The sequence below is a fragment of the Woeseia oceani genome (assembly GCF_001677435.1).
Classification (GTDB): domain Bacteria; phylum Pseudomonadota; class Gammaproteobacteria; order Steroidobacterales; family Woeseiaceae; genus Woeseia; species Woeseia oceani.
In genome coordinates this window covers 1,796,335-1,811,889 of record NZ_CP016268.1, presented here as the reverse complement: position 1 = coordinate 1,811,889, position 15,555 = coordinate 1,796,335, and the positions used below count along the sequence as shown (strand labels likewise).

14 protein-coding genes are annotated in these 15,555 nt (G+C 57.6%); 4 read left to right on the top strand and 10 right to left on the bottom strand.

The genetic code is table 11. The features are described from left to right. Positions 1-370: 370 nt before the first annotated feature. Positions 371-1,987 carry a mucoidy inhibitor MuiA family protein gene (locus tag BA177_RS08040; protein ID WP_068615213.1) on the bottom strand — a complete coding sequence of 539 codons (1,617 nt, stop codon included), beginning with the start codon at positions 1,985-1,987 and terminating at the stop codon, positions 371-373. Between the two features lie 123 nt (positions 1,988-2,110). Here BA177_RS08040 and trhA point away from each other — a divergent pair, with 123 nt between their 5' ends. Further along, on the top strand, positions 2,111-2,767 hold the full coding sequence (trhA, locus tag BA177_RS08035; protein WP_068615209.1) for a PAQR family membrane homeostasis protein TrhA: 657 nt from the start codon (positions 2,111-2,113) through the stop codon (positions 2,765-2,767). Positions 2,768-2,780: 13 nt separating this feature from the next. On the opposite strand, the gene BA177_RS08030 is transcribed toward trhA, so the two are convergent. After that, entirely contained in the window at positions 2,781-3,554 is a 774-nt protein-coding gene (locus BA177_RS08030) for a nuclease-related domain-containing protein (RefSeq protein ID WP_068615206.1), read from the bottom strand. Positions 3,555-3,732: 178 nt separating this feature from the next. Here BA177_RS08030 and BA177_RS08025 point away from each other — a divergent pair, with 178 nt between their 5' ends. Next, entirely contained in the window at positions 3,733-5,478 is a 1,746-nt protein-coding gene (locus BA177_RS08025) for a DUF885 domain-containing protein (RefSeq protein WP_068615204.1), read from the top strand. Between the two features lie 72 nt (positions 5,479-5,550). Here the strand turns inward: BA177_RS08025 and BA177_RS08020 are convergent, their stop codons facing one another. Next, positions 5,551-6,267 (bottom strand): hypothetical protein, encoded by a 717-nt coding sequence (locus BA177_RS08020; RefSeq protein WP_068615201.1) that lies wholly within the window; start codon positions 6,265-6,267, stop codon positions 5,551-5,553. 64 nt (positions 6,268-6,331) lie between these two features. Further along, a complete protein-coding gene (locus BA177_RS08015; RefSeq protein ID WP_068615198.1) occupies positions 6,332-7,165 on the bottom strand; it encodes a sugar phosphate isomerase/epimerase family protein in 834 nt (277 codons plus the stop codon). Positions 7,166-7,313: 148 nt separating this feature from the next. Between BA177_RS08015 and BA177_RS08010 the strand changes: the two genes are divergently transcribed. Continuing rightward, positions 7,314-9,149 (top strand): C1 family peptidase, encoded by a 1,836-nt coding sequence (locus tag BA177_RS08010; RefSeq protein WP_068615195.1) that lies wholly within the window; start codon positions 7,314-7,316, stop codon positions 9,147-9,149. Between the two features lie 8 nt (positions 9,150-9,157). Here the strand turns inward: BA177_RS08010 and BA177_RS08005 are convergent, their stop codons facing one another. From BA177_RS08005 to BA177_RS07990, 4 genes are read right to left on the bottom strand one after another with little or no spacing between them, the layout of a single operon-like run. Next, on the bottom strand, positions 9,158-10,312 hold the full coding sequence (locus tag BA177_RS08005; protein ID WP_068615192.1) for an ABC transporter permease: 1,155 nt from the start codon (positions 10,310-10,312) through the stop codon (positions 9,158-9,160). Between the two features lie 4 nt (positions 10,313-10,316). Next, positions 10,317-11,540, bottom strand: coding sequence for an ABC transporter permease (locus BA177_RS08000; RefSeq protein WP_068615189.1), 1,224 nt, complete (start codon positions 11,538-11,540; stop codon positions 10,317-10,319). 4 nt (positions 11,541-11,544) lie between these two features. Beyond that, a complete protein-coding gene (locus BA177_RS07995; protein ID WP_068615187.1) occupies positions 11,545-12,501 on the bottom strand; it encodes an ABC transporter ATP-binding protein in 957 nt (318 codons plus the stop codon). Between the two features lie 31 nt (positions 12,502-12,532). Continuing rightward, complete coding sequence (locus tag BA177_RS07990) at positions 12,533-13,171, bottom strand: glutathione S-transferase family protein (RefSeq protein ID WP_068615184.1); 639 nt, start codon at positions 13,169-13,171, stop codon at positions 12,533-12,535. Positions 13,172-13,475: 304 nt separating this feature from the next. Between BA177_RS07990 and BA177_RS07985 the strand changes: the two genes are divergently transcribed. Continuing rightward, on the top strand, positions 13,476-13,781 hold the full coding sequence (locus BA177_RS07985) for an Lpp/OprI family alanine-zipper lipoprotein (protein ID WP_068615181.1): 306 nt from the start codon (positions 13,476-13,478) through the stop codon (positions 13,779-13,781). A 17-nt stretch (positions 13,782-13,798) separates the two neighbouring features. Here BA177_RS07985 and BA177_RS07980 read toward each other — a convergent pair whose 3' ends face one another. Together BA177_RS07980 and BA177_RS07975 are read right to left on the bottom strand one after the other, a co-directional pair. After that, positions 13,799-14,878: a L,D-transpeptidase family protein gene (locus BA177_RS07980; protein ID WP_068615178.1), complete on the bottom strand. Its 1,080-nt coding sequence runs from the start codon at positions 14,876-14,878 to the stop codon at positions 13,799-13,801. Continuing rightward, on the bottom strand, positions 14,875-15,525 hold the full coding sequence (locus BA177_RS07975) for a glutathione S-transferase family protein (RefSeq protein WP_068615174.1): 651 nt from the start codon (positions 15,523-15,525) through the stop codon (positions 14,875-14,877). Before BA177_RS07975 ends, BA177_RS07980 begins: the two co-directional genes overlap by 4 nt. Positions 15,526-15,555 lie beyond the last annotated feature (30 nt).

Sequence of the window (15,555 nt, the reverse complement as noted above, 5' to 3'; positions counted from 1 at the left end):
CATCGTCCGGAAGTACATTACAACACCGGACCACCCCGGTTTCTGCAACGACAAGTGATTGAGGCTTATTGGTCGCTTGAATGAATCGCCCATGTTGTTCTTGATTATGCACAACCCTGTGCAATTAACATTAACAGCGGACGAACGCGAACCCGTCTTCCCCTAACACCGGCTCTCGCATTGTCAGCCACCGATAGCGGCATGGAAAATACCCTTCATCGATGCCTGGCTCACGGCAACCTGCGTATGAATCGCGTGACATCAGCGCCGCGCAGAAGGGCGCGCTTACAGGCGGCTGCCGGCAGGGATAGGCGCAAAGCATCGTTGCTTCCAGCCAAGATCACCCGGGCACTTCCGTTCGCGCGGGCTATCACTGTCGCGATAGAACCTTGTCGGCGGGGTAAGTGACCGTGTACTGATGCTGAATCCGCCAACTTTCATTCGGCTCTAGCGCCTTGCGCCACAGAATGACACCCGGCTGATCGTTAAAACTGGTTTCCGTTGGCGCTGTCGAATTACGTGCTACGTCGACTTCAATATCTTTATTGCGCGGCACCGGGTAGCGGTCGACCACTTCAACCAATGTTTCCGACTGGCGGCGATTGGCTATCTCAAAGATGTAGTTCGTCGTTTCTGTTTTTCGGCGGCTGACGATGCCGCCACGACCTGTGACATCGCCCTGATCGACGACTTTCACTTCGACGCGCCGATCCTGACCCATTGGCACTGTCACCTCGGTTTGCGGTAGTGCTGTCGGCATCGTGCTCGCACCCGCATAGGCACCGTCTACGTAGACACGCAAGCCGCTTTCGTAGAGGGGAACGCTGCCATCGTAGAGAAAGCGCGCTGCAAGATAAGCTTGATCGCCGTTACGCGGCACTATGCGTGTTACCAGCTTCACAGCGGTATCGAACGCCGTCACATCAAACGACTGCGTCTCGTCGCTGTTGTTGGAAACACTGACACGCCCCGGTACGTCGTAAGTCACAGCGTAGTTGCCCACGCGTGAGGTAACTTTCTCGCTGGCAACGAGCATTTCTTCCATGGAATCCGCCATGGCTCCGAGTTGTTGCAAACGACTTCTGGCGGGCGCGGATGGCGCGGGTGGCTCGTAGATATCCAGGAACTCCGGGTCCAGGCTACCCGGCTCAAGATCGCCTGACGGATCACTGGTAGACAATGACAACATAACGTTGCTCCACGATTCGTCAGTGCCTTGTTCAATGACCGCCTGCTGAGTCAGGCGCAAGGTGCCGGCATTGCTGTCGAGCCGGGCTTCATATTGCGACCGCCAGCTTGCATCGTCCTGAAAGTAGTCCAGGCGCAATTCCGTCGATGTGGCGCTGGCTGCACGCAGGGAAACTTCGAGTACAGTCGAGCTCAGCGCGCCGCCGCGCTTGCTTGCCAGATTCCGCTGCAACAGGGACAGTTCGCGTTCAGCAGCCGTACGAGCCGCTTTTTGCTCACGAACGGTCGCATACGCGTCGCCCGATGCTGACTCCAGTAACGCCAATGCCTGTCGCCAGCTGTTGATGTCGGCCGTTCCCTGAGCACTGCCATGCCACGCCTCTTTCGAATACCCCGCTGCCAGACCGTCGAGAAATTTCAAGCGCAATTCGGCGCTTTTGACCGCATCGTCAATACTGGCGATCCGCTCCTGCAGCGCGGCAATCTCCGTATTGAGACTGTCAATCTCTGCGTTGAACGCGTCGCGCTGCTCTTCCCTGTCAATCCGGATCTGACCCAGTTCCACGTTTGCGGCCACTGCCTGCAGTCGTATCTGCTCAGGGTCCAGATCATTGACGAGTCCGGTCAGCCGGATCGTTGAGGTGCCGGCAGGCAAGGCAACACTTGCCACGCGTGTGACCACCGCTCCGGAGGGGTACACCGCCACTGCATCGATTCGCGAGGTCACGTCGAGTGCAAACGCCGACGTGTGGAGGATCATCAGGGGCCATAACAGCCGTGCGGAACGGTTCATATTCATCAGGTATCCAGGGACAGTGTGCCGCCATTCTGCCACGCTATTACCGGCAAGTGGACCAGCCACAGGTCCGTTACCGTGCTAGTCTGTGGCTCAGTTCCCCGCCGTATTCGCCGGACCCTGGCCATGTCGATCAGCCCTGCACGGTACACATCGTTCGAAGAGCTACTGCACGCCAGCAGTCACGGTGCCGGCGTGCTCCTGAGCATTGCTGGCCTGAGCTGGATGCTGTACCTGTCGATTGGCATGGACGACCCATGGCGCATCGCTGCGAGTCTTGTTTACGGCGTCAGCCTGATTGCACTGTTTCTCGCATCGACGCTGTATCACGCACTGCATGCATCGAAGCATACCCACGTGTACAAACTGATCGACCATTGTGCAATTTACATTCTGATCGCCGGCACCTATACCCCCTTCCTGCTGGTCTCTATGCGGGACACAACAGGATGGTGGCTGTTTGCTGCCATCTGGACACTTGCGACGGCGGGCATTATTGGCAAGCTCTGGTTCCGGCACCGCTATCCCAGGCTGTCACTGGCCGGGTATCTGTTGATGGGCTGGCTGGTCGTATTGGCGAGCCCGAAAATTGCCGGGGCAATCGGTGCCGAAGGCATGACCTGGCTGATCGCTGGTGGTATCGCCTATACGGTCGGCGCTGCTTTTTACGTGGCACGGCGCATGAGCTATCACCATACAATCTGGCACTTGTTCGTGCTGGCTGGCGGCGCCTGCCACTTTATCGCTGTCGTTCGTTACGTATTGCCCGCCGTCCAGGCTTAGAAATGCCCGTCGCCTATTCGTAGTTGGCCAGGTAAGCGGAAAGCTCGGTCGCCGTGTGCCGGACTTCTCGCCCGCCCATCGATTCCGGCGTGTTCTTTATCCACATCGGCAAGGCCTTCGGACTAAGTACCCACACACTGGCCTGATTCTGGCTTTCAGCCGATTCCACGGTCCAGCCGGGAAATAACAGCACAGCCTTCACCGGCAGCTCGGCACCTGTGCATTCCCGAATCAGGCGCTGCAATTGCTTCGAACGTGCATTGGCAAAATCGATGACGCTCGAATCGTAGGGGCCACCATTCAACGATACAGCGGCACCGTCATAACGTATCCGGTTATCACTGTCGGCTGTTTTGCGACGGTCCACCACCTGAATACCAAAAACACCGTGGGTGGAGAAGATGACGTGATCGATATTGCCACTATCACCGGGAATGTTGTGGAGCACCCGATACCCAAGGCCGCGCAGGCCATCAAGGAACTCACGTACCGTCGACTGTTCATTCAGTCGGTTGCGTAGCGCGATAAGGTGGTTCCAGTCTGACCAGGTCCGAACGGCCACGTACACGGTCATCGCGGCGGCCAGCAAGGTAACGTAGATCGGATCGGGTATCGCGATCTTCCAGGCCCATAGCCATTCGATCAAGGCCACGGCCCACAGCACCAGCAGCAACGTATAGAGTGGCGCCACTTTCTCGAAGAGGATCCCAAAGTGTGAAACCTGCTTGGGCTTGACCTCGATACCGGGCGCCTGCGGTTTGGCCTGTACTTGGGTCTTGGCGTGCATGGGGGACGGACCGGTTGCCGGAATAGGCCAATTCTAGGGCGCCGTCCACCATCGTCTGCGCGCTGCGTCACAAGTTCACGCCAGGAGCACGGAAATTACCCGCCACCAAGCGCCGATTCCGCTTTACGCCCCGATTGGGCTAAAGTTCCGTAGCCGGCTCGCCATGGAAATCTGACCTATGCAACAGATATCGCGCTTTACTTTGCTCGTGCTGTTCACAGCAGCCATTCACGCGAACACGACGGCCGCAGCGCCTGCCGATGATTTTCACGTCCTGCTTGATGAACACTGGGCAACAACCCAGCGCGAGCAGGTCTATTTTCGCAGTGATCCCGATGCCTTTCGCATGAACGGCGCGTTACCCTCTTTCTCCGCTGACGCCTACTCGCGCCGCCAGGCTTACAATGAATCAGTCCTCGATCGCCTCAATCGCATTGACCTCGACAGCCTGACTGGCCAGGACCGGATTTCCTACCGGGTATTCCGCTACGAGCGCATGACGGAGCGCGACAGTTACGAACAACCGGACCGCTATTTCCCCGTCAATGCGCTGTTTGGTTATCACACTTACTTTGTAAATGCCCCAGCCAACATGGCGTTCATTACCAGCCAAGACTACGAACGTTATCTTGTCAGTCTCGCTGACTTTCCACGCTACAACGCGGAACACCTGAAGTTGCTCCGGGACGCTGCGCAGCGCGGATACGCCCAGCATTGCGAGGCCATGTCTGGCTACGACATGACGATTTCACAACTCATAGTGGCCACCCCCGAAGACAGCCCCCTGTTCGCGCCTTTCACGCGTTTCCCGGCCGCGATCACCGAGGATGACCGACAGCGCTTTGCCGCCCGTGGCGCGGAATTGATTCGCGACAGCATCATGCCCGGCTTCCGCGACCTGCTGGAGGTGTTCAACAATGAATACATTCCACATTGCCGGAAAAGCGCCGGAATTATCAACGTGCACCGCGGCCGGGAGTACTACGAGTATTTGTTGCGCTATTTCACAACAACGTCCATGACGCCGGCCGATATCCATGAGCTGGGTATGGCCGAACTCGCCCGTATTCGCGACGAGATGGAAGCCGTCCGCTCACAGCTTGGCTTCGCCGGCGGCTTGCGCGACTTTTTCGAACATCTGCGAAACGCGCCGGAATTCTATGCAGGTAGTGAGAAGGCACTCCTGGGCAACGCTGCACTCATCGCAAAAACAGCCGAAGGCGAGTTACCCCGCTTCTTCACCCGGCTGCCGCGCGGGACTTATAACATCAAGAGCAACCCGGGCCGTGGTGCCTACTATGTTGCGGCAACCGGAGACGGGACCACGCCGGGCACGTATTTCATCGACACCACCGACTTGCGCGCCGCACCGCTGTACGCTCTGACAGCACTGACGCTGCACGAAGCCGTGCCGGGGCACCATCTACAGAGCGCGCTTGCCCTCGAACTGGACCTGCCGGCGTTTCGCCGTTCCATCTACCACTCGGCTTTTGGCGAAGGCTGGGGTTTGTATTCCGAGCGATTGGGGCTGGAGATGGGTATGTACACGGACCCCTACGACAATTTCGGCCGCCTTTCTTACGAAGCCTGGCGTGCCACACGGCTGGTTGTCGACACCGGTCTGCACATGTTCGGCTGGAACCGCCTGCAGGCCATCGACTTCATGCTGAAAAATACCGGTCTCACCCGTAGCGAAATCGAAAATGAAGTTGATCGCTACATTACCTGGCCTGCTCAGGCCACCTCGTACAAGATCGGCGAACTGCGCATTCGCGCGTTGCGTCAGCAAGCGGAGCAGGCATTGGGCACTCGCTTCGACATTCGCCGTTTCCACGACGTCGTGGTCGGCAATGGCTCACTCCCGATCGCGGTACTGGAGGAAATAGTGGCTGAATGGATCAAGGCACAGGCTGCAGAACACTGAGTGCCCTGTTGATGCCGCAGGCCGGCCGCCGACAAACCGGTTCAGGTCCCGCACGCTGTCCAGCCGAGCGGTTCAAAACAGCAACGAAATCTCCTGCCCCGATTTGGATACGGAAAAAATGCGGTAGCCAATCTTTCGCAGGCGCTGAACGGTTGCCGCAATAACTTCATCTTTCAGCGAGGACTCGCAATGCCGAAAGCCCAGCAGCAACTGTCCGGGGCGAATGTCAGTACGTACCAGTTCGTCCAGCACTGTAGACCCGGCATTGTCGATATTGATTTTGAGCAAATCGACGTGTGCGTGTCGCAACTTCTTCATCAGTGTCTTCAAGCTGTAGGCAGGTATAGCCTGCACCTCGTGTTTGCTGCTCAATGGGCTTCCGCAGTGACTTGCCGGGTGGCACTCACCAGGCCACCGTCGCAAATTGACATTGCCGTCACGGCCGGCAGCGGCCCAACCGTGGAAGTTGTAGCTGTCCGGTAGTTCCTTGCTAGCTATCCAGGTCGCCACCTCCGGCGTAGCGTCGAACGCGTGCACCTCGGCCTCAAATTGTCTGATCATCGCGAGTTCGAAACAAATGTCGTCGCCGACCCCGATTGTATAGGCCACGCTCCGTGGCGACAGCGCGGCGGGATACAGGACCCAGCCGTGGAGGTCGATGGTGTTCAGCTTGAGCTCCGGGCACAAAGACCCATCCTGCCACTGGAGTCGCCGCAGGCCGCGTATGAGAATTTCGAAGGCTGTGCTCGATTGAATTTGATGCCAGCCAAAACCCGCTATAGCCCTCATCGTCCCGCCTTTTGCCGACTGTATTGTCGTTAGACGAAACTGCGGCCAAAACCGGTCGATCGATCTATTTTGCGGCCCAGGCGGCCTCGGCCCAACCGCGTATAATACCGGCCTCTTCCCAGCGATCAGACAACTCGTTCTGCGCGGCGTCAGTCATTGCATACGGTGGCGGTCCAAGTTCGCAAAGAAAAATCAAGCGTGCATCGGCGGCATTCCGCGCACGCCAATGGCGCATGCCTTCAGCCCACCAATCCCGGAACTGTTGGACCCACGCCTGATGCTGCGGGAAGCCGGTTTGAATCTGCACCTGCTCACGGTTCGCAATTCTGCCCTGAAAGCAGTCGGAGCGACTCAGGATCGTGCTCATGTAACCGCGATCCTCTTCCCGCAATGGCAGGCGCATTTCCCGATTGACGACGAAGTGCGACAAGTCAGCACACAAGCGCATTTCCGGTACGCGCTCGATGAGTTGCAAGGTATAGAAAAGATCGTTCAGTAATGAATCCCGGTGGGTTTCAAACAGCACCGGAAAACTGAAATCGTCACTCATGCGTAACCAGCGTTCGGCAACCGGCACCGCATCCTCCACCGCGAGCGGCATGACGCCGCCTATGATATTGACAAGTTCTGCTTGCATTTCGTCGGCGAGTTCCAGCAAAGGCCGCAATTCAGCCACCGTATGCGGGAAGACATTGAGCATGCACTGCAAGTCGTACTTTCGCAGCAGTGGCAGCAATGCCCGCGTTTCGGGTATTTCCGCTACGCTTGGATCCAGACACACTCCCTTGTAGCCGGCTTCGCCAATACGGGCCAGGTTCTCCTCTGCAGCTGGCTCAGGTTTTCGTGGATGACGTTGCTCCATCGCCCACAGTGACTGAAACACATCCAGCGTTTGCATCCATTGATCTCCCGTAGCTGTTCATCCCGCCCCGCGATCGCCACTCTGGCAGCATGTCATCGCCACCACAGTCGCAGCGCCGCGGAACTGGATTCCTCCGCTATATCGACTATTCTTTCGCGTAATCAAAACCAATAAGTGCACCAGTATGCCAGACACTACCGCCAAGCTCGGCAAGTACGAGTTAAACGTTGTCGCCGATGTTCCCGACTTTCGCGACTGGACTTACCAGCCCGCTCTCGTGCAACTCGCCAATGAAATTGAACGCCCGACCCGGCTGCACATTCTTGACCAGGGTACCGAGGGTTCCTGCACCGGCTTCGCATTGGCCGCTGTCGTCAATCTGCAACGCGCACAGAGTCGGCGCCGGGGCACCGTCAGTGCCCGCATGCTTTACGAGATGGCCAAGCGTCACGACGAATGGCGAGGCGACAGTTACGACGGATCCAGTTGCCGAGGCGCCATCAAGGGCTGGTACAACATGGGTGTTTGCCTGGACCGCACCTGGCCGTACAAAGATGGTAAGCAGGGAATGTTAACCATCAAGGCAGCGAAAGAAGCTCGCGAGAACACCCTGGGTGCTTACTACAGACTCGGTACCCGCGTCTCAGACTTCCACGCTGCACTGAATGAAACCGGCGTCATCTTCTGCTCCGCGGATATCCACTCCGGCTGGAGCAATCCTTCGAAGAAGACCGGCATTATTCCGTTGCGAGATGAAGCCGAAGGTGCCCACGCTTTCTCGATTGTTGGCTACAACAAGAGCGGTTTCTGGGTCCAGAACAGTTGGGGCCGAAAATGGGGTCAGGATGGCACTGCACTGTGGTTGTACGAAGACTGGCAACACCACCTTCTGGATGCATGGGTATTGCGACTGGCGTTGCCGACACCGCAAATCTGGCACTTGCCGCGTGAGGGAGGTTCCGACGCCGGCCGCACCGAAGGATTGTTCCGCAAGACGCCAACCCGGGCGGAAATCGCCGGTCATTTTGTTCACATCGACGATGGCCGGTTCCATGATGACGGCATTTACTGGAGCAATCTGGACGATGTTCGACAAACCGCCGAGTTGGTCGCCAAGAGTGACAAGTACGACCACTTGCTGCTCTACGCGCATGGCGGTCTGAACAGTGTGAAAGACTCTGCTCGCCGCATAGCCGCGATGAAGGAGACCTTCAAAGCCAACCGAATCTACCCGTACCACTTCATGTACGACACCGGTCTGCTCGAAGAGTTGCGGGACGTCGTGGGCGGCCGACATGACGAAGTCAACAAGCGCGCAGGCGGTCTCAGCGATTGGACAGACCGCTTGATTGAACGCCTCACGAAGACCGCGGGCCGTGCACTGTGGCGCGAAATGAAATACGGAGCGCAGCGACCGTTCGCTGATGACGGTGCCGGAACGGCCATATTAAGTGCATTTGTCGAAGCACTGGCAACACACAACCCTGAGTTGAAGTTGCACGTAGCTGGCCACAGTACCGGTGCAATCCTGCACGCCTATTTGCTGGAGGCGGCTACCCGCCTTTCGGCACAACTGCGGATCAGCAGCGCCAGCCTGCTCGCGCCCGCCGCCACTACCGATTTATTCCGAAGTCATTACCAACCCTTGTTGACCGCCCGCAAACCAGCCGCCGGCATCGACCGTATGGATATCTACAACCTCTCCAATAAACTCGAACTCGACGACACCGTCACCGGCGTCTACCGAAAATCCTTGTTGTACCTTGTGAGTCGGGCATTCGAAGAAGAACCGCACCCGGCGTCTATCCTGGGCATGCAGGAATACTGCAAGCCGGTTGCAGGCCGTTTGTCCAGGCTCAAACTGCACGTCAGTGACGGCGATGTCCCGGGGACAGGCAGCACCAAAAGCGAGACTCACGGTGGCTTCGACAACGATCCCGCCACGATGAACAGTGTGCTCAAACGGATACTCGGCAAGAAGCCCGCGCAACCCTTCACCGGCAAGTCATTGAAGTACTAAGACACAGGCTACTCGTAGCGAAAGCGCCTGACTGCGAGCAACGAAACAAGCATTGCACCGACCAGCAAGGCAATGATGTGAGGTATGACGGCGACGGGGCCTGCCTCGAAGCTAACCAGCTGGTGCAATGCGTCCATCGCCCAGCCGGTTGGCAAGAGCTTCTGCAATGTTTGCATCCAGGCCGGGGTTATTTCTATTGGCCACCAGCAGCCACCGAGCGCTGCCAACAAGTTCGCCAGCAACGCGCCGAGCCCTGCCGCCTGCCCCGGCGTCCGCGCAAGACAGCCCAGCAACAAACCGGCCGAAGCACAAAATGCCGCCCAGGCCACGAGTACCAGCAACACCATGACGAAGTCGGGCCCCCAGTGCATTGCGAACAACCAGGTACCCACAATCAGCGCCGCAACGATTTGCACACTGGCGAGGCCCATGCGTCCGATCCATTTGCCGGCCACTATTTCTGCACGGGTTACGGGCGCGTACGCCAAACGTCGCAACAGCCCCTGGCTACGTTCGATCGCAAGCAACGATGCGCCGCTGGTCAATAACACCAGCAAGGTGAACATGACCAGAATTCCCGGTATCGCTTGTTCGAAACCTGACGGTATAGAGATGCGCTTGCCAGCCGACGTAACCTCGAGCGTCCAAACGCGAGGAGTGCCGTTCAAGGCATCCAGACTGCGTTGGGACAAACCCGGCGGACCCATCGCTCCGGCCACTACGATATCGGCCAATGCGGTGTACAGGCTGCGCTGAATCCGAATCGCCTCAAAGTCCCGGGTCAATGCCGAAGCGCGGGTGTCATAGCGGATACCCACCGGTTCCCCACGCACGATTGCCTCGGTCATAGCGGGCTCAATCAGCAGCATTCGGCTCGGTGCACTACCGTCTAGGTTTGCGCTATCGACGTTTTCGTACCAGTCCGGTGCGAACTCATTTTCCCGCAAGCGCCGATCAAGCTGTTCCCGCAAATACCCCTGCTGTTCGGCGATAACCGCGACCGGCGTTGCCTCACTTCCGCTAACGCTGCTTGCAAAGCCGCCAGTGACGGTCCCGATGAAATAGAAGAAGATTGGCGGCATGATGAACAACCACAACAACGTCTCACCTTGTTTCAGTTGATGCCGCAGATCGTGCCAGGCCAGAAACAGTGCATTGCGCATCCGCCTAACTCCTCGCAAAACCATTGCGCAGGCGCCAGCCGGAGCAGATCAGACCCAATGTTGTGGCTACGAGGAGCAGCAGCCAACTGCCGGCATTGATACTCCACGCACTTAGCCCGGTTATTTCCGTGGTCAGTCGATCGACAACAAAGCCGTTTGGCGTCAGCCGACCGATAGCCGCGAGGCCTTCAGGCATTGCCGCGAACGGGAAAAAGCTGCCACCAAGCATCAGCAAAGGAAACAACAGAATCGTCGTCAAAAGGTTTGCAGCACGCCGGCTGTTCGCCAACATCTGCAGCAAACCGAACCAACTGAACAACGCGACACCGGCGACAGTGACAAACAACAAAGACGGCAAGAAATGAGCATACGGTATGCCGTGATACACAAACCCCGCTACCAGAGTCAGCCCTGCCAACAGCAGCGTAATCACAGCAACGGCCAACGCTTTGCCAAGCAAAAATTGCTGCACACGCCCTGGCGTATACATCAGGCGACGTAGCGTTCCCAACTCTCGCTCCGACCAATAGTCTGCAGCGAGACCGTTAGCAGCCAACAGTACCGCCATCAGCACGATGCCGGGCAGGAATAAGAGGGCTATAGGGGGGCTGGGTTGTTCGGCAGGTGGCGCGAGAATCTCAATATCAAATGCCGGTGGGAACAGTAACGGCCCCGCTGCTTCCAGTTTCTCGTTGATCGAGACAGCAATGTTCGCCACCAGCACACTGTCCGGTGCATTCCCGGCCGCCAATGCTGTGCTTATTTCACTCGCGAACATCTGTTGCGCGTAAAAACCCGCGTCAAGCAGAACCTCAACAACATCGCCAATGATCTGCGGCAGTATGGTCTGCGCGGGGTTTGTGGTGAGCAACAAGTTCAGCGGTTCTGCATTCACTATAGCGTTGCTGAAACCCTCCGGAATCAACAGAAAAGCGCTCGCATCGCCTGCATCGATCCGTGCCTCGCCGTCAAGCTCAGTCACCATCTCAACGACAATCAGTTCACCCAGCTGACCTTGCGTGAACGCACTGCCAATCGCGCCACTCAGGAAAGTCTGATCCTTATCGTGGATCAGCAGCGTGCCGCGAGGCTTTGCGCCATCAGCACTCATCAACAACGTGAGCAGTCCCCCGATCAAAAACGGTATGCCGAGCCAGAGCAATACCGATACGGAATCGCGACTCCAGCGAACGAGGTCTTTGCTTGCGGAGCTGATCAGGAAACTCACTGCATCACTCGCGCAGTTCTTTGCCAGTCAGCAACATGAACAGTGTTTCCAGGTTGGGGCGTCGCAGGCTTGTTTCGGCAATCGTTGCACCACTGTTGTCCAGCACCTGAAAAATGCTGGACAAGTGCTGTGATGCGTCGGGCAAACTGAGAACGAGAGATCCCTCGTCGTGCGAAACAATTTGCAACTTATCCAATGCGCCAGCCTGCAGGTCATTGATTGCTCGCGTGCATTTCTCGGTGTCGAAATTACCACTGAGTTGCAATACATCGCGCGCATCAAGTTGCTCGCGCAATGCAGCGACCGTGCCCTGGGCGATGAGTTGTCCGTTGTCGATTATTGCCACGGAGTCACACAAGCGCTCTGCTTCCTCCATGTAGTGCGTTGTGTAAACAATGCAGGCACCGTTGGCACGTTCCGATTCCACCAGTTCGAACAGCCGCGAGCGTGATTGTGGATCAACGCCTACTGTAGGCTCGTCCAGCAGCAAGACCGCTGGCCGGTGAACAACGGCGCATCCGAAATTCAGTCGCCGTTTCATCCCACCCGAGAATGTCTTTGGCAGATCACGTGCGCGATCACCCAAACCAATGTATGTCAGGACAGTCTTTACACGCTCGTCGAGTTCGGACCCACGCAGACCGTAGGCTTGCCCCCAGAAACGCAAGTTGTCGATGGCGGAAAGATCGTCGTACAGCGCCAGATCCTGTGGCACCACGCCCAGCGATTGCTTTGCCGCTTTGGCGGCGTTGACTATGTCCGCGCCGTTAATGCTTGCCCGCCCCGAACTCGGTGGCAATAGGCCCGAAATACAGTTGATAGTTGTGGACTTGCCGGCGCCGTTGGGGCCCAGCAAACCGAATACCGAACCACGTTCAGCGCGAAAGCTGACGCCATCTACAGCAAGCACATCCCCGTACGATTTCCCCAGATTTTCAACGATCAGTACGGTGCTGTTCATTAGTACTCCGGTAGCGGGCAGTGGCAAGAGATTACGCGAAATGGCGTTTCCAAACACGCTGCAGCGATTCGCGTGCGGCAATGCGTTCGGCTATGGCAGAAACACGCGGCATCATCGTGGATCGCCACTCATCATCCATCGCCCACTGGCACAGTACGGCAGCGTATATGTCGAGAACACCCAGTCCGCAGGACTGGAACCAGGGATCCGCATCGGCGGCCTTCTCGACCAGCAGCCAGCGGCGTTGCCAGATCATCGTTGCGTGCTTACGCAACTCATCGCGGCGCGCCGACGGGGTGTCGTCGCCTTCCGGCTGGAATCTTTCCGGGTAATCGTGAAACTCGATGATGGGATAGAGCTCTGTCGCCATGAACAACAGCCAGCGCATCGCCAAGGCCCGATCGCGGGCCGCCTCGGGCAACAAGCCCGATTCCGGATGGCGTTCAGCCAGCGTCAACAATATGGCCGCGGACTCGGTCAGAGTCGTGCCATTGGGAGTAATCAGGCTCGGGAGCTTCTGTTGCGAATTGACCGCAGCGTATTCTTGGCTGCCTTGCTGGCCATCATCCAGCGAAACATCGCGCAATTCGACCTCCACGCCGATTTCGGCGAGAGCAAGCTCGACGATTGCTGATCCGGAGCCTGGATCTCCATAAAGAATGTAGCCCATCGAAACCACCCTCCTGCCTGTTTTCGGCATCGGTACGCCGCTCTGCATCATAATCCACCCTGGGCGTCAGGATGGTGCTTGAATACGCCTGCCAATCGAGACTGAACAGTCTGTCGAAATATGATGACAAGTGCACAAAATGGCGTATGCTCGCCACTCGCCGCACTGCCCAATGGGCATTAAGGCGCCGTACGAGCTGTCGCTTATGCCCGACAGGTCACGGATAAATCATGGGTTTTATTGAAGATAAGCGCGCTTTACGAAATAATGCGCGGGCAAACTTATTCCAACAGAGGAAAATTGGATGATGATCAAGAACGCACTCAAAGTGGGCGCAGCCGTGCTGGTCCTCGGTCTGGCCTCTGGTTGTGCCAGCACCGAAGGTATTGATGCCGTACGGGCCACAGCCGACGCCGCCGCTCGTGACGCAGCTTCAGCAAAATCAGCAGCAGAAGCTGCACGTGCAGCTGCAGACAGCGCTGCTCGCGCCGCTGCAAGCGCACAGAGCACAGCTGATCGTGCACTGTCCGCCGCTAACTCGGCCCAATCGTGCTGTGACGCGAACCGGGACCGCCTGGAACGCATGTTCCAGAAATCGATGTCCAAGTAGCGCTAGACTACGAAGCTTTACTCAAACGCCGCGCTTGTCGCGGCGTTTTTTATGCGCTTTCCAACGCTTTGCGGAATACCGCTCGGCTTCGCAACCTGACTTTCGGCAGCATCCCAGTCGAGCTCGCCCTGTTGCGCGGCAGTAATCGCCACGTACTGTTCAGTCAAAGCGGTCAGGCCATTGGCCGTCATTGTTGCAGCAGGCAACTCGGCAACTGTGGCAGGTTCCGCTCCAGCGTCAATCGCTAACGCCCGCTCCGCCTCACCGGCGAGAACTTCAGCAACGTCTGCCAACACTGCATCTGCAGGTGGCGCGACCACGTCCAGAATACGGTGGGCTTCAAGCACCAGCTCGTCGCCGTCCCAACCCAACTTGACGGGGGCATTGATGATCGTGACTTCAGTATTAATGGCGACGTGTTCAAACAAGTATTCGATGTCTTCGGGAAACATCCGAATGCAGCCGTGGGTAACGCGCATACCAACACCTGCCGGACGGTTCGTTCCGTGGATAAGGTAGCCGGGAATATCCAATCGCATCGCCCGTTCGCCCAGAGGGTTATCCGGCCCCGCTGGCACGACTCGCGGCAGCGGCCTGCCATCGGCCTCGTGTTCGGCACGCACAGAGGCAGGCGGATACCAGGCCGGGTTCCGAACCTTTTGGGTCACTCGCGTTCGCCCGAGCGGGGTCTCCCAGTCCATACGCCCGATGCTCATCGGGAACGTCATGACAACCGGCTTCTCACCCTCGGCAACTTTCGGGTAGTAGTACATGCGGTACTCGGGCAGATTCAAAATCACGCCACGACGCGGACCGGGCGGCAGTACAAACCGAGTAGGCAATACGATTTCCGTACCCTCACCGGGCAACCAGACGTCCACGTCCGGGTTGGCTATGACGATATCCTCGTAGCCCAGCCCATGACGACGGGCGATGTCAATCAAGGTATCGTCTGCCCGCGCGCGTACCGTTGTCACTGCACCGATGACATCCGTGCCTTCCGGCGGCAAATCGTACACTTCGGCGAACGACGGTTGCGAAACGACCAGCAACAATACGCACAGCACGCCCATACCACCCTTCAGTCCCTGCTTCATCGTCCAGCCTCGTCCATTTCAATTACTTCTGTCTCTGACTCCGCGTCAGCCAACCAGTTCTGTAGTGCAGCGCTTTCAAGCAAACGCGCCGGGTAGTGACTCGCTGAATCCGGCAAGTTAATGCCGTAGGTTCGGAGTCGCAACACAACCGGCGCAAACATGGCGTCTGCAATGCTGAATTCACCAAACAGCCAGCCACCACCGTATTGCCGGTGGCAATCGCTCCAGATCTCAAACACGCGGTCAATGTCGTGGATAACGCCTTCCGGCAGCGGCACCTTTCTGCCCATCGCCCGACAGTTCATGGGCATCGCCGATCTAAGGGCATTGAAACCGCTGTGCATCTCAGCACTGACACTGCGGGCGTGTGCCCGTCGCTCGGCATCGACAGGCCACAGTTGCATTTGTGGAAATCGTTCCGCGACTGTTTCTGCAATTGCCAGCGTATCCCAGATCGCCTTACCGTCGATCAGTAATACCGGTACGCAGCGCGTGGGGGAATACGGTTTGATCCGATCCTGGTATTCAGGTGTATTCAGGGGTATCCGAATCTCTTCGAAATCGATGCCTTTCTCGGCCAGCAGTAGCCAGGCTCGTAACGACCACGACGAATAGTTCTTGTTACCAATGACCAGCTGTAGTGCCATGCCCGTTCCCGCCAGAGAGGTCGTTCGTCG

Bases quoted from the DNA above. Each gene is read 5' to 3' on its own strand.
- BA177_RS08030 (WP_068615206.1), bottom strand. From the start codon at position 3,554: ATGCACGCCAAGACCCAAGTACAGGCCAAACCGCAGGCGCCCGGTATC.
- BA177_RS07980 (WP_068615178.1), bottom strand. From the start codon at position 14,878: ATGAAGCAGGGACTGAAGGGTGGTATGGGCGTGCTGTGCGTATTGTTG.
- BA177_RS07990 (WP_068615184.1), bottom strand. From the start codon at position 13,171: ATGGGCTACATTCTTTATGGAGATCCAGGCTCCGGATCAGCAATCGTC.
- BA177_RS07995 (WP_068615187.1), bottom strand. From the start codon at position 12,501: ATGAACAGCACCGTACTGATCGTTGAAAATCTGGGGAAATCGTACGGG.
- BA177_RS08005 (WP_068615192.1), bottom strand. From the start codon at position 10,312: ATGCGCAATGCACTGTTTCTGGCCTGGCACGATCTGCGGCATCAACTG.
- BA177_RS07975 (WP_068615174.1), bottom strand. From the start codon at position 15,525: ATGGCACTACAGCTGGTCATTGGTAACAAGAACTATTCGTCGTGGTCG.
- BA177_RS08040 (WP_068615213.1), bottom strand. From the start codon at position 1,987: ATGAATATGAACCGTTCCGCACGGCTGTTATGGCCCCTGATGATCCTC.
- BA177_RS08020 (WP_068615201.1), bottom strand. From the start codon at position 6,267: ATGAGGGCTATAGCGGGTTTTGGCTGGCATCAAATTCAATCGAGCACA.
- BA177_RS08010 (WP_068615195.1), top strand. From the start codon at position 7,314: ATGCCAGACACTACCGCCAAGCTCGGCAAGTACGAGTTAAACGTTGTC.
- trhA (WP_068615209.1), top strand. From the start codon at position 2,111: ATGTCGATCAGCCCTGCACGGTACACATCGTTCGAAGAGCTACTGCAC.
- BA177_RS08015 (WP_068615198.1), bottom strand. From the start codon at position 7,165: ATGCAAACGCTGGATGTGTTTCAGTCACTGTGGGCGATGGAGCAACGT.
- BA177_RS08025 (WP_068615204.1), top strand. From the start codon at position 3,733: ATGCAACAGATATCGCGCTTTACTTTGCTCGTGCTGTTCACAGCAGCC.
- BA177_RS07985 (WP_068615181.1), top strand. From the start codon at position 13,476: ATGATGATCAAGAACGCACTCAAAGTGGGCGCAGCCGTGCTGGTCCTC.